The sequence below is a fragment of the Devosia sp. J20-27 genome (assembly GCF_055808595.1).
The window spans coordinates 2,537,426-2,554,947 of the sequence record NZ_CM147875.1 but is presented as its reverse complement, the minus strand read 5'-3'; the positions used below and the strand labels follow the sequence as shown (position 1 = coordinate 2,554,947).

Genomic DNA, 17,522 nt, shown 5'->3' with positions numbered 1-17,522 from the left:
CATGACACGTCTAGCGGCGCTCGTAGACCCTGACGCGGAATGACGCAGTGTCTTTGTCAGACGCCGGAACGGTCGGTTCGTCGACGACCTGCCACATGCCGGGATCGATCTCGGGGAAGGTTACATCCCCCTCGGGGGCGAGGTCTATATGGCTGATATAGAGCCGGTCGGCTTTCGGCAGGGCGAGTGAATAGATCTCTCCGCCGCCGATGATCATGACTTCCGGAGCCCCGTCGGCCGCGGCTATTGTCTGCGCCTCCGCAAGGGCCGAACCCAGGCTGCTGGTCACGATCAGCCCCTCCCCCGCATAGTCTGGTTGTCGCGTGATCACGATATTGGTTCGGCCGGGCAATGGCCGCCCGACCGTTTCGAACTGCTTGCGGCCCATGATGATGGGCTTGCCCATGGTGGTCCGCCTGAAGAAGGCCATGTCCGAGGGGATTTTCCAGGGAATGCCGCCATCGGCCCCGATGACGCCGTTGCGGGCGACACCAGCAATCATCGCTACGGGGACGGTCATGAACTGCCCAACTTCTGCAGCGCCGCACCGTCGATGCGAACCTTGGTCCATTCATCCTGCAGGACGCCGCCCTGCGCCTTGTAGAAGCGGATCGACGGTTCGTTCCAGTCGAGCACCCACCACTCGTAGCGGCCAAGGTTTTCCTTCAGGCAGCGCTCCGCCAGGCTCTTGAGCAGGGCCTTGCCGGCCCCCGTCCCCCGGACCGCCGGGTCGACATAGAGGTCCTCAAGCCAGATCCCGTGCTGCCCCTGAAAGGTCGAGTAGGTATAGAACCAGAGCGCGAACCCGACCGGCTTGCCGTCATTCTCGGCGATCTCGCAAAAGACCTTTGGCGCGGGCCCGAACAGGTCCCGCTCGATGTCGGCCGGCGTCGCCCTCGCCTCGTGGCCAAGCTTTTCGTACTCCGCGAGGTCACGAATGAACGCGATAATCTGAGCCGCATCTTCGCGAACGGCGCTTCGAATGCGCAAACTCATCCCCCCGTACCCTCCCGCGGGTCCTGCCGGTTCAGGATCAGGATCTCAAGTTCGCGATCATAAGGCGGCCACCAGTCGGTGGCTTCCATCTCGAACGTCGTCGGCGAGGTCTTGGTCACCTTGCCGTCCCAGCAGAACGACACAAGATTGTCCGGCCGGCCCTTGTCGATGGTGAGGCGGAACCTGCCGATCGATCCAGACCAGTTTGCGCCAGTTGACCACACATAGGAGAGCCAGCTTTCGGTAAAGAGCGCGCCATAGGGTTCATTCGGATCGGGCAGCGTCTTTCGGACCGCCCGGATGAAGCCGTCGTCGGTGCAGTACTTCTGCTTGTAGGTGGTGGCCGGATCGTATCCCTCATAGGGCGGCGACAGGAAGGTCACAGCCACCGTTCCGCCCACGCTGGGCCTGTAGCCATGTTCGACGACGACGGTTTTCCTGGCGGGAAACACCGCTTCCCAGCTATAGGTCGAGCGCAAGGTCCAGGTTGGCACGTAGTCGCGCTGCCAGCCCTGCCCGGCGTCGTAGTCCATGGGCACGACCAGACCACGTCGGAAGAGCTCGACCTTCTGCTCCTCGCTCAATGCATCAATGGCAGCTGCTGTCTGCTGCCCGAATGGCGCCAGCGGGATGCCGAGGCCCGTAAGGTAGCCCGTGTAATCGATGTTGGTGGCAAACACGTACTGATGCAGTTCGGCATCGACCGGCACGCCATCAAAGGTCGTGGCAAAGCCGAAGATATTGGCTTCGTCCTCGGTGGGAATGGAGACCATGAAGTCGCCGCTGCCGGTGATGTCGGGCAAGGGGAAGGCCACCAGCGTCCGGACGTCGTGATCGGTCTCGTTGCGGAACTCGTAGGTCACCCGGACCGCGTCCGGCGACACGTATAGATCCTCGGAGAGCATCCGCACATCTTCGGTCTGCACGAACACCAGTCCGCCGGCCCCCAGGGTCGACATCGTATCGTTGGCCATGGCGACGCCGGCGGCGGCGCTGAGGATTGGCAGGGACAAGAACAGCGCTATACGCATGGGCCGTGGCTCGCGAGGTGAAAAATCGTGCGGTGAACTATAGCCTTCGGCCGGGCCGCTCCAAGTGGAATAGGCGACGGCCTGCCACAACGTTGCAGCGACTAGACGGCCACCGGCGCCGATATATGGGCTTGCGGCGTGTAGTCTTCGACGGCGAAATCCTCGATCCGGTAGCCAAAGATCGACGCGGGCTTGTTCAGCAGCCGCAATTTCGGATCGCCCTCCGGCGTCCGGCCGAGTTGCTCTGTCACCAGATGTTCGTGGTTGAGGTAGACGTGCACATCGCCCCCGTTCCAGACCAGTTCGCCGGCGTCGAGATCGCATTGCTGCGCCAGCATCCGGGTCAGGAGGGCGGCGGAGAACACGTTGAATGCATACCCGAGCCCGAGGTCGCAGCTGCGCTGGTAAAGGATGCAGGAGAGCTTCCCGTTCGCGACATAGAACTGGTAGGTCATGTGGCACGGCGGGAGCGCCATGCTGTCCAGTTCGGGCACATTCCAGCCGGTGAAAATATGCCGTCTCGAGGCCGGATTGGTCTTAAGCCCCTGCACCAGATTGGCAATCTGGTTCACGCCCTCCGGATCGCGCCGATACAGTCCTTCGCCGGCGGGCACATATTTGGGCCAGCGCGTCCACTGTACGCCGTAGACAGGGCCCAGGTCGCCCCAGGTCTCGGCAAAGGCGTCGTCCGCAATGATCCGCGCCTCGAACGCCTCGCGCGAGATGTCCTCGCCCGTCGCCTTTCGGAACTTGTCCAGAGGCCAGTCGGTCCAGATGTGAACACCCTGTTCGACCAGCGGCCGGATATTCGAGCTGCCGCTCAGGAACCAGATCAGTTCCCGCGCGGCCGTCTTCCAGGAAACCCGCTTGGTGGTGAGCAGCGGCACCGATCCGTCGGCCAGCGAATAGCGGACCGTCGCCCCGAAGATCGAGCGGGTCCCCACACCCGTGCGATCGACACGCTCGTCGCCGGAGGTCCAGACCCGGTGAAGCAGGTCGAGATATTGCTGCTCCGGGTGGAGCGAGGCGGATGGTCTGTCGGGCAGTCTGAGCACGTTGGTCATGGCAGCACACTAGTCGATTCGGGGCATTCTGACGCTCGGCGCGCAACACTTGTGCCCAGCTCCGGCGTCAAAGCAATTCGTCGATTGACTGGCTTTGGACTTTCGCGCGACGGTGAGTTTTCGAAGAGCCAGTATATTGCGTAAATGAAACCCATCTCATCACTCTTCCGTACTGCAGCATGCGCGGGGCTACTGGTCCTTGCCTCCGTCTGGCCGCTTGCCGCGCAGGAAGTCGTCGCACCCCGCTCGGTCGAGGAGCTCTTCGGCAAGCTCGTGCAGCTGCAGGAAGCGAACCTGGGCGTGGCGCGCCAGATCGCCGAGACTCAGCTGCGCGCCAGCGACGCCCTTCAGGTCGTTCTCGACGAGGGCGCGGTTACGGACGATAAACTCGTCAAGCTCACCCAGACCTTCATCGACAACGGCCGGACACTCGCCTCCATCGTCCTCTCGCCGATGGCGCTGCAGAACGTCTCTGCCGGTCAGAGCCTGCAACGGCTGCTGCGATCCAATATCGTGATGCTCGACCGCGTCCGGCCGCAGGTCCGAACCAATGCCGATCTGGCGGGCGCCTTCGAGAAATACGCCGTCCTGCAGGCGCAGACCGAAGACCTGATCGTCGCCTTCGACAATGGTTGGGACCGCTATGGCGAAGTGGTGCGCACCGCCGTTCTGGCCGGGACGATCCGTGCCGGTTCCTTTGACGCCGTCAACGGCATCTGGACGCTCGGCTCCCCCGACATCAGGACAGCCGAGGCCGCGCCACAAGAGGACGTCACCCAGCCCACGGTTCCCACACCCGTGCCGGCCCTGACCGGCAATCCCGCGCCGCGCGAGCAGGTGCAGGCACAGCCGGCTGTCGAGACGACGCCTCTCGTCGCACCGGACGTATCGGTCGCGTCCACATCCTCCTCCAGCAGCCGGCTCGACGCGACCGGCCCGCTGGCGCTGGCCGAAATCAACGTCGACGGAACGGGAAGGATTGGCGACTGAACGATTGCCAGCGATGGCCCTGACCTGTTCGTCGCCAGCTCGCCCAATATCGACGCGGGGACGCGCAACCGGATCGCTTCGCTCAATATCGCCTGCGGCGAAAATGGCGCGCTTTACTATCAGGTGGTGGCCGCCGCCGACTACAGCAGCTACGCCGTCTACTCCGATGACAGCCTGACGCGAGCGGTGCGAGCCGAATCCAACGTTATCAGCGGCCCCGAAGCTTCGGCCATGGCTGACACCCTCCGGCTTGGCTACGACTGGGCCACTCGGGACCCCGACAAGCAGCGGCGGCTGACGGTTGCGGCTGTCGACGACGACGAGATTCCGGCCCAGTTTTCGCCGAGCGGCTACATGGAAGCCCGCGGCAAGGTGCTCGACGCCTGCGTGGCGGGCATCGTGGCTCAGGCCATGGGCACCGCAACACGGCCTGCCGACAGCCCGCAGGCTTCTCCGACCGCTTCCGCTGCCGATCTGCCGCGCGGCGCGGTGATCAAGCCGGGCCTCGTCGCCCCCTGGCCGAAAACCCGACCCGGCAGCTTCAGGAAGCAGGGTCCGGTCGACATCATGGCCGGCACCTGATCGGGTTTGCATCTGCGTGCCGGCGCACCTATATTGAGCGTGCCGGCAACGGCTATGGCGATAAATTGCCATCATAATAAACCCATCGGACCCGGGGGCAGTACCCGGCGCCTCCACCATTCCCTCACGGGACCTGAGGGGGCGAAACAGGATCGACGAGGGCGTAAAGGGTGTGTTTTCGCTCGGCATGGTACCGCCGATATCGGACCAAAACTTATAGTTGCCAATGACAACTCTAAGGCTCCGGTCGCTCTCGCCGCGTAAGCGGTGCTAGCACTGGGAATTTAAGTCCTCCGCCCCTAGCCGGGCGACAGGCGGGGTTCGCAGGCACCTGGCAACAGAAGCCTGCACTTAACTCCCCTCTCCGACCTCTGCACCGCACCCGCGAAACGAGACGCCGCGCCTTCATATCCAGCCACATCTTGTCGGATGCGTGAGGTCCAGCCGGGTTGCCTATGCCTTGCAGGTGTCGCCGCGATGACATCGCAATGCTTGCCATCATGATATTATCGCTTTCATCAAAGTGACGTCGAAACGTCATCGCCGGTTCACGGCCATGAGAGCCAATTGTCACATCTGCTGACTACCAGAGACGCCGCTGGCGAGGGCCGGCGACGCTTCAGGAGATATGCGATGAAACTCAACTGGCTGCTCACCGTGGCATTGGCCGCCACTTCGACCGCGCTTATGACGGCGCCCGCCTCTGCCCAGAAAACCAAGTTCGAATACTGGTACGGCCTGACCGGCGATCTCGGCGGCATCGTGCTCGAGACCTGCAACCGCTTCAACGCCAGCCAGGATCAGTATGAAGCTGTGTGCGTTGGCCAGGACGGCTACGAGAAGGCCGTGCAGAATACCATCGCGGCCTTCCGCGCCGGCAAGCACCCCACCATCGTGCAGTCCTTCGATGCCGGCACCGCTGACCTGATGCTCTCGGGTGAGTTCTACCCGGTCAAGAAGCTGATGGAAGACGCTGACGTCCAGGTCGACTGGGCCAACTACTTCCCCGGCATCGCCAACTACTACGCCGCCTCGAATGGCGATTTCTTCTCGATGCCCTTCAATTCCTCGACCCCGGTCTACTATTACAACAAGGCCCAGTTCGAGAAAGCCGGCATTGCCGAAGCCCCGACCACCTGGGAGGGCATGGAAGCCGCTTTCAAGTCGCTCAAGGATTCCGGCCAGGCCTGCAGCCTTGCCTATGCACCCTCCAGCTGGATCGACCTCGAGCAGTTCTCGATGGTCCACAACGTGCCGGTGGCGTCCAACAACAATGGCTATGACGGCCTGGACACCACGCTCGAATTCAACAGCACGCAGCACGTCGCTCACATGGAAAACATCAAGCGCTGGATCGACGAGGGCTACCTCATGATCCGCACCGCTCAGTCGGGCAAGTCCGCGCGCGACAGCTTCCTCGAGGGCGAATGCTCCATGTTCTTCTCCTCGATCGCTGACCACGCCACCGTCGGCAAGCTGGCCCCGGCCGAGCTGAGCTGGGACGTGCAGATGATCCCGGTCTACGAAGGCTTCGAGCGCCACAACACCGTCGTGGGCGGCGCCTCCCTCTGGGTGCTGTCGCGCAAGTCGGACGAAGAGTACAAGGCCGCCGCGGCCTACCTCGCCTTCCTCGCAACCCCCGAGTCAGAAGAGTTCTGGGCCTCCAACACCGGCTACATCCCGGTGACCAAGGCCGGCTTCGACGCACTCGTCGCCAAGGGCTTCTATGACAAGGCCCCCTACAAGGGTCGTGAGGTCGCCATCAAGTCGCTCACCTTCACCGAGCCGGGCCCGCTCACCCGCGGCATCCGCCTGGGCAGCTTCATCCAGATCCGCGCCGAATGGCAGTCTGAAGTCGAAGCCGCGCTGGCTGGCCAGAAGACCATGAAGGAAGCCCTCGATACCGCTGCCTCGCGTGGCAACGATCTGCTGGCCCGCTTCGCCAAGACCTACCCGGGCAAGTCCTTCCCGTAAGTCAAACCTCGGGGGGCGCGGCGACAACCGCCGCGCCCGCTCCCTTTCGGAGACTCAGATGCGACGCGCCTATTTCAAGACCAGTTGGGTGGCAGCTGCGCTGATCGCGCCACAGCTCCTGATCATTTTCGTGTTCTTCTACTGGCCCTCGGCTCAGGCCCTCTACTGGGCGTTCACGCTCGAACAGCCTTGGGGCGGCGGCAACACCTGGGTGGGCCTCGAGAACTTCCAGAAAGTGCTCTCGGACCCCTATTATTGGTCGTCGGTCCAGGTTTCCGTCATCTACGCAGTCGCCACCACGGCTCTGGCCATGGTCATGGCCCTGACGCTCGCGGTCTTCGTCGACCGGCAACTGACTGGCTTCAAGGCCTACCGCGTCGCCATGATCTGGCCCTACGCGATCGCTGCCCCGGCCGTTGGTCTCGCCTTTCGTTTCGTCTTCAATCCGAACGCCGGCATCCTGTCATTTCTCAACGTCATCATGCCCAATCTCTGGGACCCGACGCAGGTCAGCTGGCAAGCCGTCCTGACCATTGTGATCGCCGGTGCCTGGAAGCACGTCGCCTACAGCTTCATCTTCTTTCTCGCTGCCTTGCAGTCGATCCCCCGCAGCCTGATCGAGGCCGGGGCCATGGATGGCGCGCGCCCGCTGCGCCGCATGATCGACCTGCAACTGCCGCTGCTGACGCCGACGATCTTCTTCCTGATCGTGATCAATATCACCGACAGCTTCACCGACAGCTTCGGCATTGTCGACACGCTCACCGGCGGCGGTCCGTTCCGGGCCACTGACCTGATGGTCTACAAGATCTACGCCGACGGCTTCCGCGGCTTCGACTACTCCGGCGCCGCCGCCCAATCGATCATTCTCATGTTTCTCGTGATGGCACTGACCTTCGTTCAGTTCCGCTACGTCGAGAAGCGCGTGCACTATACCTGAGGCCCGACCGACATGATCGAACGCACGCCCATCCTCAACATTGCGACCCACGTCATCCTGCTGACCGGTCTCGTCCTGATCCTGTTTCCGATCTGGATCGCCTTTGTTGCGGCAACCCACACGCTGACCGCCGTCAACTCGGCACCAGTCGAGCTCTGGCCCGGCGACCAGCTCTGGACCAATCTCGTCACCGCCTGGCAACTCTCGGACTTCGGACCGAAGTTCCTCAATACCTTCATCGTCGCCATCGGCGTGGTCGTGGGCAAGGTGACGTTGGCCTGCATCACGGCGTTCAGCCTGGTGTTCTTCAACTATCGCGGCCGCATGCTGCTGTTCTGGTGCATCTTCATTACCCTCATGCTGCCACTCGAAGTGCGCATCGTGCCCACCTACGCCGTTGCCGCCAATGCGCTGGCGCCGTTCCAGATCATCATGGACACGCTCGGCATCACCTGGCTGGTCAACACCCTCTCCGGCATCCAGATCTCGCTCGAGTGGAACCTGCTCAATTCCTACACCGGGCTGATCCTGCCGCTGGTCGCCACCGCCACCGGCACCTTCCTCTACCGGCAATTCTTCCTCACCATCCCCGATGAACTGGTCGAGGCGGCACAGATGGACGGTGCCGGTCCCATCCGCTTCCTGCTCGATACACTGATCCCGCTCTCCAAGACCAACATCGCGGCGCTGGCGACGATCATGTTCGTCTACGCCTGGAACCAGTACCTCTGGCCGCTGCTGATCATCACCGACCGCGCGAATTACGGCATGGTGGTGGTGCAGCTCTCAGACCTGGTGCCGGATGCCCTGACAACTGGCGGCGGAACGCCGACCTGGCACTACGCCATGGCCGCCACCCTGGCCGTGATGGTCCCCCCTATCCTCGTCGTCGTCCTCATGCAGCGCTGGTTCGTGCGCGGCCTCATCAACACAGACAAGTGAGACAGTTCATGGCCGAGATCTCTATTCGCAACGTTGGCAAGACTTACGGCAAGACCACGGTGATGACCGATGTCAGTCTCGAGATCGAGAAAGGCGAGTTTGTCGTCATCCTCGGGCCCTCCGGATGCGGCAAGTCCACCCTGCTCCGCATGATTGCCGGACTCGAGGACATCACCACCGGCGAGATCGCCATCGGCGACACCATCGTCAACAAGCTCGAGCCGCGCGAGCGGGGCTGCGCCATGGTGTTCCAGAACTATGCGCTCTACCCGCACATGACCGTTGCCGAGAACATCGGCTATGCGCTCAAGGTTGCCGGCGTCCGCAAGCCGGAGCGCATGGCCAAGGTCGAGGTCACGGCCCGGTCGGTCGGCCTCACCGACTATCTGGACCGCAAGCCGGGCCAGCTCTCGGGCGGCCAGCGCCAGCGCGTTGCCATGGCGCGGGCCATCATCCGCGAGCCCAAGGTCTTTCTCTTTGACGAGCCGCTGTCCAATCTCGACGCCAAGCTGCGCGTCGCCATGCGCTCGGAAATCCGCAAGCTGCACCGCCAGCTCGGTGTCACCTCGGTCTTCGTCACCCACGACCAGACCGAGGCCATGACGCTGGCCGACAAGTTGATCATCATGAACGCCGGCAATGTCGAGCAGATCGGTCGTCCGGTCGATGTTTACAATCACCCGGCAAGCCGCTTCGTCGCCGACTTCATCGGTTCTCCCGCCATGAACCTGTTCGAAGGCGAGTTCGATGCCGACGGGCTCTTTGTGCATGGCAGCGGCGGCCGCATGCGGGTCGAACAGCTGAACGGTGTCCGCCGTCCGGGCCTCAAGATGGTGCTCGGGGTTCGCCCCGAGTCGGTAAGGCGCACCCATGCCGGCACTGCCGGCGCCATCCCGGCCGTCGTCGACTATGTCGAGGAACTGGGTTCGGGACGCCTCATTCATGCCGACGCCAGCGGCAGCCGTATCGTCGCGCTGGACAACTCGACCGGCGAGATCCCGACCGGCACTCAACTGCATCTGACCATCGGCCAGGACGCCCTGCACGCCTTCTCGATCGAGAACGGCAAGCGGCTCGACACGCACTGATCCTCAACCAGGAGACTTCCCATGAGCAATATCATCGGCACGGGCTTCAACGCCGGTTCGGACGACGGCGAATTCACCACTCTCGAGGCTGACCTGCGGGCGCTGGCCGAGATCGGCTGCGATACTGTCGAGATCGGCGTCACCAGCCTCGATCTCGTCGCCGGCGGCCGCATCATTCCCGAGCGCATCGAGCGCCTGGTGTCACTGACCTCGCAATTCGATTTCCGCTACACCGTGCACGGCCTCGTCTCGTCCAACTTCATGGACCAGCCGACCCTCGGCTATCAGCTCGATGCGGCCAAGGCGCTGGTCGATGTATGCGACCGCATCGGCGCGCGCGTACTGGTCCAGCACGGCGGAGCGTTGCGCGCCGACGACATCCACCAGCGCCAGCAGGCCGACAGCCGTGAGCGCGAGGCCCTGGTGCAGCTGGCGGACCATGCCAAGACCCGCGACGTGCGCATCGCGCTGGAGAACATCTTCACCACCGAGCCGGGCCAGTATCGCCAGACGCCTGCCGCGGTCGCCGAGACGGTCAAGGCGGTGAACCACTCGCACGTCGTCGCGCTGATCGATTTCAGCCATGCCTATATCGAGAGCACCTATCGTGGCCTCGATTTCCGGGCCCAGCTCCGTGCCATGGCGCCGGTTGCCGGCCATCTGCACGTTCATGATTCCTTCGGCCGCCCGCAGGGTTTCTACAAGCCGTACCACCCGCAGGAGAACACGGCGATGGGCGTGGGCGACCTGCACATGCCGCTCGGCTGGGGCGATATCGCCTGGGAAGACATCTTCTCCGAACTCAGCTTCCTGCCCGGCACGGTGTTGATGATGGAGATCGGCCGCCGCTACCGCGCCGAACAGCCGGCAAGCCTTGAACGCGCCCGCAACCTGATCGAGCTCAACAGCGCCGCTGCGACCGCCGTCGCAGCCCAGTAGAGCGCCCTGACCCGGCCGGCCGGTGGGTCACATCGACCACCGGCCGGCAGCGTGCGACAACTCACGCCTGCATTTGCATGCTTTCTCCTTGAAACTGCTTGGCCACTCGGGCTCTTATGCTGTCCAGGATTCCCAAACTCGTCCGGACCGCCCGTTTCATGCCTGAAGACCTCATCCGCTACGACATTCTGGCCCAGGAAGCGCTGCGTGGTGTTGTCCGCAAGGTTCTGTCCGAAGTGGTCAAGACCGGCCTGCCGGGCGAGCACCACTTCTTCATCTCCTTTGTCACCCACGCCCCCGGCGTGCGCATGAGCCAGCGGCTGCTGGACCAGTACGACAAGGAAATGACCATCGTGCTGCAGAATCAGTACTGGGACCTGAAGGTCAGCGAGACCGGCTTCGAGGTCGGCCTGTCGTTCGATGGCCAGCACGAGAACCTGGCGATTCCGTTCTCGGCCCTCAAAGGCTTCTTCGATCCCTCGGTTCAGTTCGCGCTGCGTTTCGACGTCACCGACGAGAGCCCGGCCAATGACGAGCCGGACAATCCCGAGGAACCGCCGCCCGACGACAATGGCGGCGAGAAGGTCGTCAGCCTGGACAGCTTCCGCAAGAAGCCCTGAGGCCTTGCAGAAACGATCCCTGAGCATTGCCGGTCACCGCACGAGCATCGCGCTCGAGCCGGAATTCTGGGCCGGCCTCGAGGCGCTGGCCGCGGCGCGCGAGCTTGCGATGACGGCGTTGATCCGCGAGATCGATGAAACGCGCGAGGGCAGAAACCTGTCGTCGTCTCTGCGCGTCGCCGTGCTGCAGTTCTACCGGGACGGCAGCGCTTAGTTGATCCCGAGGTCCAGTGGACCCAGGATATCGGTCTGCTGCTGGCGCTGGCGCTCTTCCTCGGCGCGGCGGCGGGCCGCCTCCTCTTCGCGCTTCTTTGCGGCAGCTTCGTCGGCCGCCTTCTGGATCGCCGCCGCGGCGGCGCGCTGTTCCGCCTCCTCGGCTTCGATACGGGCCCGTTCCTCGGCAGCCGCCTGACGGCGGGCCTCGTCCTCGGCCCGCAGCTTTTCGAGCCGCGCCACTTCCAGTTCCAGTGCCTGCGCCTTCATCGCGTCGATCATGCCGGCGACATTGAAATCGCGCTCCGGCGCCATCAGCGTGCCGCCCAGCGACAGGGCGATCTGAGCTGCCGAGGCCGCCGTCTGGCCGGCCGTGGCGGCTGCCGTCGGCGTCATGACAAAGCCGCCGGCAAGCCCAAGGTCAGCTAGCGACAGTGACGTGCTGCCGAAGAGCCGTGCCGCGTCCTCGACAATGGCGAGGTTGGGGCTGCGGATGACGCCGCCCGCGATGGTGAAACTGCCATTGACCGTGGCCGCCTGGAACGGCGCGTCGTCGAGCGTCTCGCGCAGCGAGGTCTCGAGCACGGCGGCATCGGTGTCGAGCACATTTTCCAGCGCGGCAGCCGCAGCGAAGGCCTGGGGATCGAGGCGTTCGATCCGCAGACCGTCGATGGCATAGCTCCCCTGCCCGGTCATCGCGGCAAAGATCGACTGCAGGTCGCCGCCGGTCGCCTCGAACTGTGCGGCCGCGTCGAGCTTGCCACCCAGGGCATCGGCAATCACGTCCGGCACCACCGCATCGAGTTCAACCCCGCTCAGCGTCATCCGGCCATTGACCCGCTTGTCGGAAAGCGGACCGGCGCAGCAGATGCTGGCATCGAACGTCGTCTGCCCGCCGCCGACAATGCCGGCAAACTGCCGGATCCGCGTATTTGTCGCATCCCAGTCCAGGTCGAACGTGGCGTCGGTGATCACGTCCTTGCCATCGATCACCACGGCCGGCGACGAGATCGAGATGCGACCCGAGGTCGTCCGCGCCGCAAACCCCGTATCGAATGGCCCGGCGACCCAGACCTGCCCTTCGATCGGCAGCAGGGCCTGCCGCCCGGCCACCACGCCCAGCAGGCTGGCCGGGTCGAAGCGCCCGATCTGCAGCTTGCCGGTGACCGAGCGGCTGGCTGCCGTCTCGCTCAGCGACAGCGAACCGCTGAACTGCTGGCCGCCGGAGGTGGCCGAAATCTGTTCGAGCAGCAGGCTGGACGTGCCGATGAACTCGACATGCGCGCTGCCGGTCACAGGCGGTACGGCAATGCCGCCGGCGCCGAGGCTGTCGGTCAGCGCCGACAGGTCGGTAAGCGTCGCCTTGATATTGCCATTGCCGGTCAGCCGGTCGGGATCGGTCACCACGACATTGCCGGCAAAGCCGATGGAATCGGCGCCCCCCTCGATGCGGAGCGTCGCCTCGAGGCTGTTGGAGGGCGTGCCCTCGACAATGGCCACCGCATGCATCGGCTGGTCGTCGGGGGTGAGGCTGAGATCGCCGAGCCCGAGTTGGGCCGTCATCGCCGCCGCATCATCGGAGCGCAGATCGAGATTGAAGGACAAGGGACCACCGAGAGCCCGCAGGAACCCGGCACTGACCTTGGCATCGAGCTTCACCGTCGCGGTGGCCGCCGTACCGGTGATGGCCAGGGCCTGCCCGCCCTCGCCGCTCGGGGCATCGAGAGTGAGCATGAGGTCGGCGGGCGCCGAACGGGCCAGATAGCTGCGCACACCCTCGGGTGCCCTGGTGAGATCGAAAATCCTTGCCAGCGCCGGCGACCCTGCCGAGAGGATCTGCAGCGAAGCGACACCCGAGAGTTCCGGCTTTTCGAAGGAGCCGAACGCCGTCAATCGGGCATCGAACGTGGCGCCACCGAGATCGTCGGCAGCGAGCCGGTCCACCACCACGACGCCGCCCTCCCACGAGCCGGCCACCGCCAGGTTGGTGGCTTTCAGATCAAAGACCGTAGCGCTCGGCAGTGCCACATCGAATCGACCTTTGGGAAAGGTCAGGGCAAAGGCGCCGCCATCACTGAGTTCAGGCATCAGCGCGCCGAGCGCGACGCTCTGGTCCGCCGTCATGGCGGCGAACTGCGCGGTGACATTGAGGTGGCGGCTGGTGGAGCCAAAGCCGATCTCGGCGGCCACCGCGTGCTCGACCCCGTCGAGCGAGAAGGCGCCGTTGCTGATCGACAGCGTCTCCCCGACCAGCGAGACGTCGGCCGTCAGGGCGCCGTCCATGCCAAGCAGCGGATTGCCCTCGGCCGGCTTGCGCCAGAGCTCTGCAAGGGCGGCAAGCCGCTGCGTCCTCAGTGTCAGCCGCCCGGAATAGTTGGGCCGGCTGTTGACCGTCCGCAATGCGCCCGTGAACGCCACCGAGGTATTGCCCGGCAGTTGCGCGGAAAAGCCGTTGATCTGCCAGTTGCCATCCCTCGCCTCGGCGTCCAGCCGCACATTGCGCAGGCTCACGGCGCGCAGATTGATCTCGGCGATGTCGACGCCAATGGTCCCGGGCAGCCCCGGATAAGGCGGAATCGACAGCTCGCCCAGCAGACGCACCAGTTCGTATGGCGTAACAGCGCTTTCCACCGTCGCGTCGCGCGGCGGCAAGGCGAGGGCGGTGCCCGAGATCACGGCGTTGAAACTGCGCCCTGCCCCCAGCTTGATTTCGGCCGCGCCGAGCAGCCGCGTCGCCACGCGGTTTTCGTCGGGCGTGACGGTGTAGTCGGACAAGAGGATACGGTCGGCATTGGCCTCGACCTTGCTGACGATGACCAGATCGCCCCTGCCGGCATCAATCGGCTGGTCGGCGGCCGGCTTGGCCGGTGCCTGGCGATAGGTCATGGAGCCAGCAAAGCTGGGCGCGCCGCCCAGCTGCAGATTGCCGTCGGCCGTCAGGGAGAAGCGCTGGTCGGGCGGTTGCACGAAGAGCGAGATCTGCGGGGCGCTGTCGGGTTCGATCCTGCCAGAACCCAGGCGAACGCTGTAGCTGGTGCCGCGATAGTCACCCGTCCCCTGGAAGCTGAAAGGGCCGTCGACGGCCTCGATCCTCAGTTCGCCATCGACATTGCTGGCCGAGAAGGCCTCGCCCGTGCGGCCATCGGCCAGACTGACCGTGCCGTCGACGATCTGCGCACTGGCCACCGAGACAGTGGAATTCGAGACGCCCTCGGCCAGCGTCACCATCGTTTCCAGCTGGCCATTGGCATCGAGACGGAGATCGAAGACGGGCTTGTTGAGCTCGAGCTTGGTCAGCGCATAGCGATCCCGGAAGAAGTCGACGAGGGAGAAGCGGGCTTCCACCTGCTCGACCGTCATCACCGGTTCTTCGACGCTGCCCACCAAAACCTTGGAGAAATTGAGCTGTGGCTGCGGCAGCAGGGTGAACCTGATCTCGCCGGTGATCTCGACCGGCGCCCCCAGCGTCTCGCTGGCGAGCGCCTGCATGCGGTCGCGGTAGTCGTCCCAATTGATGAAATTGGGGACCACGAACGCTGCGCCAAGCGCCAGGATGGCGATGAGCCCGACAATGATGAAAAGCCGGTTCAGCACGGCACCAAGGAATCTCCCGTAAGTCCTTCAAGTGTAGGCAGCTTGCGTGTCCCCGTCACGCTGCAAAGGGGAGCACACCCCCGAACTCTGTGACAAACCCGCAACAAGCCGGCGCCAACCCGTCGCGCCGCAGTCGGCCCCGCGCATATACATTGCCGGCCCGCATCCCTATATTGACCGACGAGAACAAAAAGAGATTCGTCAATCCCCGATGCCTGCAGACCCGCACCGCCTTGAACGCCCTTCCGCGGGTCCGATCACGAGCCAACTCGGCCGGCCGGCAGCCGATTATCTGAAGGGTCTGAACGAAGAACAGCGCGACGCAGTCCTCAGCATCGACGGACCGCTGCTGGTGCTGGCGGGCGCCGGCACCGGCAAGACCCGCGTTCTGACGACGCGCATTGCGCATATCCTCACCACCCGCAGGGCGCGCGGCTCCGAGATCCTGTCGGTGACCTTCACCAACAAGGCCGCGCGGGAAATGAAGGAACGCATCGCCCACCTCGTCGGCTCGACCGTCGAGGGCATGCCGTGGCTGGGCACCTTCCACTCCATCGGCGCACGCATGCTGCGACGCCACGCCGAGCTGGTCGGACTGCGCAATGACTTCACCATTCTCGATACCGACGACCAGATCCGGCTGATCAAGCAGTTGCTGGCAGCCGAAAACATCGACGAGAAGCGCTGGCCGGCCCGGCAGTTCGCCGGCATGATGGACAACTGGAAGAACCGCGGCCTGCTGCCCAAGGACATTTCCGCGGCCGAGGCGGGCGTCTATGCCAACGGCCGGGCCGCCAAGCTCTACGCCGACTATCAGGCGCGGCTGAAGACACTGAACGCCGTTGATTTCGGCGACCTGCTGCTCGAATGCATCCGGCTGTTCCGGGAGAACCCCGGCGTCCTCGCCGAGTACCATCACCGCTTCAGATATATCCTCGTCGACGAGTACCAGGACTCCAACGTTGCCCAGTACCTGTGGCTGCGCCTGCTGGCGCAGGGCAAGCCGGCGTCGGAAGCCAATGTCTGCGTCGTCGGCGACGACGACCAGTCGATCTATGGCTGGCGCGGCGCCGAAGTGGACAACATCCTGCGTTTCGAGAAGGATTTTCCGGGCGCCAAGGTGATCCGGCTGGAGCGCAACTACCGCTCGACCTCCAATATCCTGGCCGCGGCCAGCCACCTGATCGCCCACAATGAGGGGCGGCTGGGCAAGACCCTGCAGACCGATGTCGGCGAAAAGGGCGATCTGGTCGGCGTCACCTCGGTCTGGGATTCCGAGGAGGAAGCGCGGCAGATCGGTGAGGAGATCGAGCAGTTCCAGTTGCAGGGCGCCAGGCTCAACGACATGGCCATCCTCGTCCGGGCCTCCCACCAGATGCGTGCGCTCGAAGAGCGCTTCATCACCCTGGGCCTGAACCACCGCGTCATCGGCGGCCCGCGCTTTTATGAGCGCCTCGAAATCCGCGATGCCATCGCCTATCTGCGCGTCGTCGCCAATCCGGCCTCCGACCTGGCGCTCGAACGCATCATCAATACGCCCAAGCGCGGGCTGGGCGACACGACGCTGTCATTCCTCGTGCAGACGGCAAGGTCGCAGAACGTCACCCTGCTCAACGCCATCCGTATGCTGATCGAGACCGAGGACCTGAAACCGCGGCAGCGCTCGACACTGCGCGACCTCGTCGCCCAGTTCGACAACTGGAGCGATCTGGCACGGACGGTGAACCATGCCGAGCTGGCCCAGCAGATCCTCGACGAGTCCGGCTACACCGAGATGTGGCAAAACGACAAGTCGCCTGACAGCCCCGGCCGGCTCGAAAACCTCAAGGAACTCGTGCGCTCGATGGAAGAGTTCGAGAACCTCGCCGGGTTCCTCGAGCACATCGCGCTGGTGATGGACCGCGACACCGGCGAAACCAACGATGCCGTGTCGATCATGACGCTGCACTCGGCCAAGGGCCTCGAGTTCGACACCGTCTTCCTGCCCGGCTGGGAGGAAGGACTGTTTCCCAGCCAGCGGACGCTGGACGAGAGCGGCCGCGCCGGCCTCGAGGAGGAACGGCGCCTCGCCTATGTCGGGCTGACCCGGGCCCGCAAGCGGCTGCGGCTGTTCTTTGCGCAGAACCGCCGCATCAACGGCCTCTGGCAGTCAGCCATCCCGTCGCGCTTTGTCGACGAACTGCCGGCCGAGGTGGTCGAGGTCAAGGACACCGGCTCGGCCTATGGCGGCTATGGCTATGGCGGCCGCTCCAGCTCGCGCTTTTCCAATGCCGATCCGTTCGACAGCCTCTACGAGACCCCCGGCTGGAAGCGCGCCCAGGCCAACCAGGCCAGCCGCCGCGGTGCCGGCCCGCTGACCATCGACGGCGAACTGGTGGCCCGCTCGGTCGACGACGGCCGCGGCTCGGCCTACTCGGTCGGCGAGCGCGTCTTCCACATGAAGTTCGGCTACGGCACCATCCAGCAGCTGGAAGGCAACAAACTCACCATCGAGTTCGAAAAGGCCGGCCGGAAGAAGGTTCTCGACAGCTTTGTTTCAAAGGGTTGAC

15 protein-coding genes and 1 other RNA gene are annotated in these 17,522 nt (G+C 64.3%); 11 read left to right on the top strand and 5 right to left on the bottom strand.

The features are described from left to right. Positions 1–10: 10 nt before the first annotated feature. The 4 genes from AC0L4C_RS12550 to thyA all read right to left on the bottom strand — a co-directional run bounded on the left by AC0L4C_RS12550 (position 11) and on the right by thyA (position 3,091). The gene (locus AC0L4C_RS12550; protein WP_473399956.1) at positions 11–520 is read right to left on the bottom strand and encodes a dihydrofolate reductase; all 510 of its coding nucleotides are present in this window, start codon (positions 518–520) and stop codon (positions 11–13) included. Beyond that, on the bottom strand, positions 517–996 hold the full coding sequence (locus AC0L4C_RS12545) for a GNAT family N-acetyltransferase (protein WP_473399954.1): 480 nt from the start codon (positions 994–996) through the stop codon (positions 517–519). The genes AC0L4C_RS12550 and AC0L4C_RS12545 overlap by 4 nt, the downstream gene beginning before the upstream one ends. After that, positions 993–2,027 carry a DUF4424 domain-containing protein gene (locus AC0L4C_RS12540; protein ID WP_473399953.1) on the bottom strand — a complete coding sequence of 345 codons (1,035 nt, stop codon included), beginning with the start codon at positions 2,025–2,027 and terminating at the stop codon, positions 993–995. The genes AC0L4C_RS12545 and AC0L4C_RS12540 overlap by 4 nt, the downstream gene beginning before the upstream one ends. A 101-nt stretch (positions 2,028–2,128) precedes the next feature. Further along, complete coding sequence (gene thyA / locus AC0L4C_RS12535; RefSeq protein ID WP_473399952.1) at positions 2,129–3,091, bottom strand: thymidylate synthase; 963 nt, start codon at positions 3,089–3,091, stop codon at positions 2,129–2,131. Positions 3,092–3,235: 144 nt separating this feature from the next. On the opposite strand from thyA, the gene AC0L4C_RS12530 reads away from it, so the two are divergent. The 10 genes from AC0L4C_RS12530 to AC0L4C_RS12485 all read left to right on the top strand — a co-directional run bounded on the left by AC0L4C_RS12530 (position 3,236) and on the right by AC0L4C_RS12485 (position 11,380). Next, positions 3,236–4,081: a hypothetical protein gene (locus AC0L4C_RS12530; RefSeq protein WP_473399951.1), complete on the top strand. Its 846-nt coding sequence runs from the start codon at positions 3,236–3,238 to the stop codon at positions 4,079–4,081. Between the two features lie 231 nt (positions 4,082–4,312). Continuing rightward, positions 4,313–4,663 carry a hypothetical protein gene (locus AC0L4C_RS12525; protein WP_473399950.1) on the top strand — a complete coding sequence of 117 codons (351 nt, stop codon included), beginning with the start codon at positions 4,313–4,315 and terminating at the stop codon, positions 4,661–4,663. A 2-nt stretch (positions 4,664–4,665) separates the two neighbouring features. After that, positions 4,666–5,015, top strand: a transfer-messenger RNA (tmRNA) gene (gene ssrA / locus AC0L4C_RS12520). A 281-nt stretch (positions 5,016–5,296) separates the two neighbouring features. Continuing rightward, the gene (locus tag AC0L4C_RS12515; protein ID WP_473399949.1) at positions 5,297–6,637 is read left to right on the top strand and encodes an extracellular solute-binding protein; all 1,341 of its coding nucleotides are present in this window, start codon (positions 5,297–5,299) and stop codon (positions 6,635–6,637) included. A gap of 58 nt (positions 6,638–6,695) precedes the next feature. Continuing rightward, the gene (locus tag AC0L4C_RS12510; RefSeq protein WP_473399948.1) at positions 6,696–7,577 is read left to right on the top strand and encodes an ABC transporter permease subunit; all 882 of its coding nucleotides are present in this window, start codon (positions 6,696–6,698) and stop codon (positions 7,575–7,577) included. Between the two features lie 12 nt (positions 7,578–7,589). Continuing rightward, positions 7,590–8,519: an ABC transporter permease subunit gene (locus AC0L4C_RS12505; RefSeq protein ID WP_473399947.1), complete on the top strand. Its 930-nt coding sequence runs from the start codon at positions 7,590–7,592 to the stop codon at positions 8,517–8,519. 8 nt (positions 8,520–8,527) lie between these two features. Further along, positions 8,528–9,607, top strand: coding sequence for an ABC transporter ATP-binding protein (locus tag AC0L4C_RS12500; protein WP_473399946.1), 1,080 nt, complete (start codon positions 8,528–8,530; stop codon positions 9,605–9,607). Between the two features lie 21 nt (positions 9,608–9,628). Continuing rightward, positions 9,629–10,546: a TIM barrel protein gene (locus tag AC0L4C_RS12495; RefSeq protein WP_473399944.1), complete on the top strand. Its 918-nt coding sequence runs from the start codon at positions 9,629–9,631 to the stop codon at positions 10,544–10,546. 158 nt (positions 10,547–10,704) lie between these two features. Then, positions 10,705–11,166: an SspB family protein gene (locus AC0L4C_RS12490; RefSeq protein WP_473399943.1), complete on the top strand. Its 462-nt coding sequence runs from the start codon at positions 10,705–10,707 to the stop codon at positions 11,164–11,166. Positions 11,167–11,170: 4 nt separating this feature from the next. Beyond that, complete coding sequence (locus AC0L4C_RS12485; protein WP_473399942.1) at positions 11,171–11,380, top strand: ribbon-helix-helix domain-containing protein; 210 nt, start codon at positions 11,171–11,173, stop codon at positions 11,378–11,380. Here the strand turns inward: AC0L4C_RS12485 and AC0L4C_RS12480 are convergent. Further along, on the bottom strand, positions 11,377–14,973 hold the full coding sequence (locus tag AC0L4C_RS12480; RefSeq protein WP_473399941.1) for an AsmA family protein: 3,597 nt from the start codon (positions 14,971–14,973) through the stop codon (positions 11,377–11,379). The two genes, AC0L4C_RS12485 and AC0L4C_RS12480, sit on opposite strands and share 4 nt — an antisense overlap. 211 nt (positions 14,974–15,184) lie before the next feature. On the opposite strand from AC0L4C_RS12480, the gene AC0L4C_RS12475 reads away from it, so the two are divergent. Beyond that, the gene (locus AC0L4C_RS12475) at positions 15,185–17,521 is read left to right on the top strand and encodes an ATP-dependent helicase (RefSeq protein WP_473399940.1); all 2,337 of its coding nucleotides are present in this window, start codon (positions 15,185–15,187) and stop codon (positions 17,519–17,521) included. Position 17,522 lies beyond the last annotated feature (1 nt).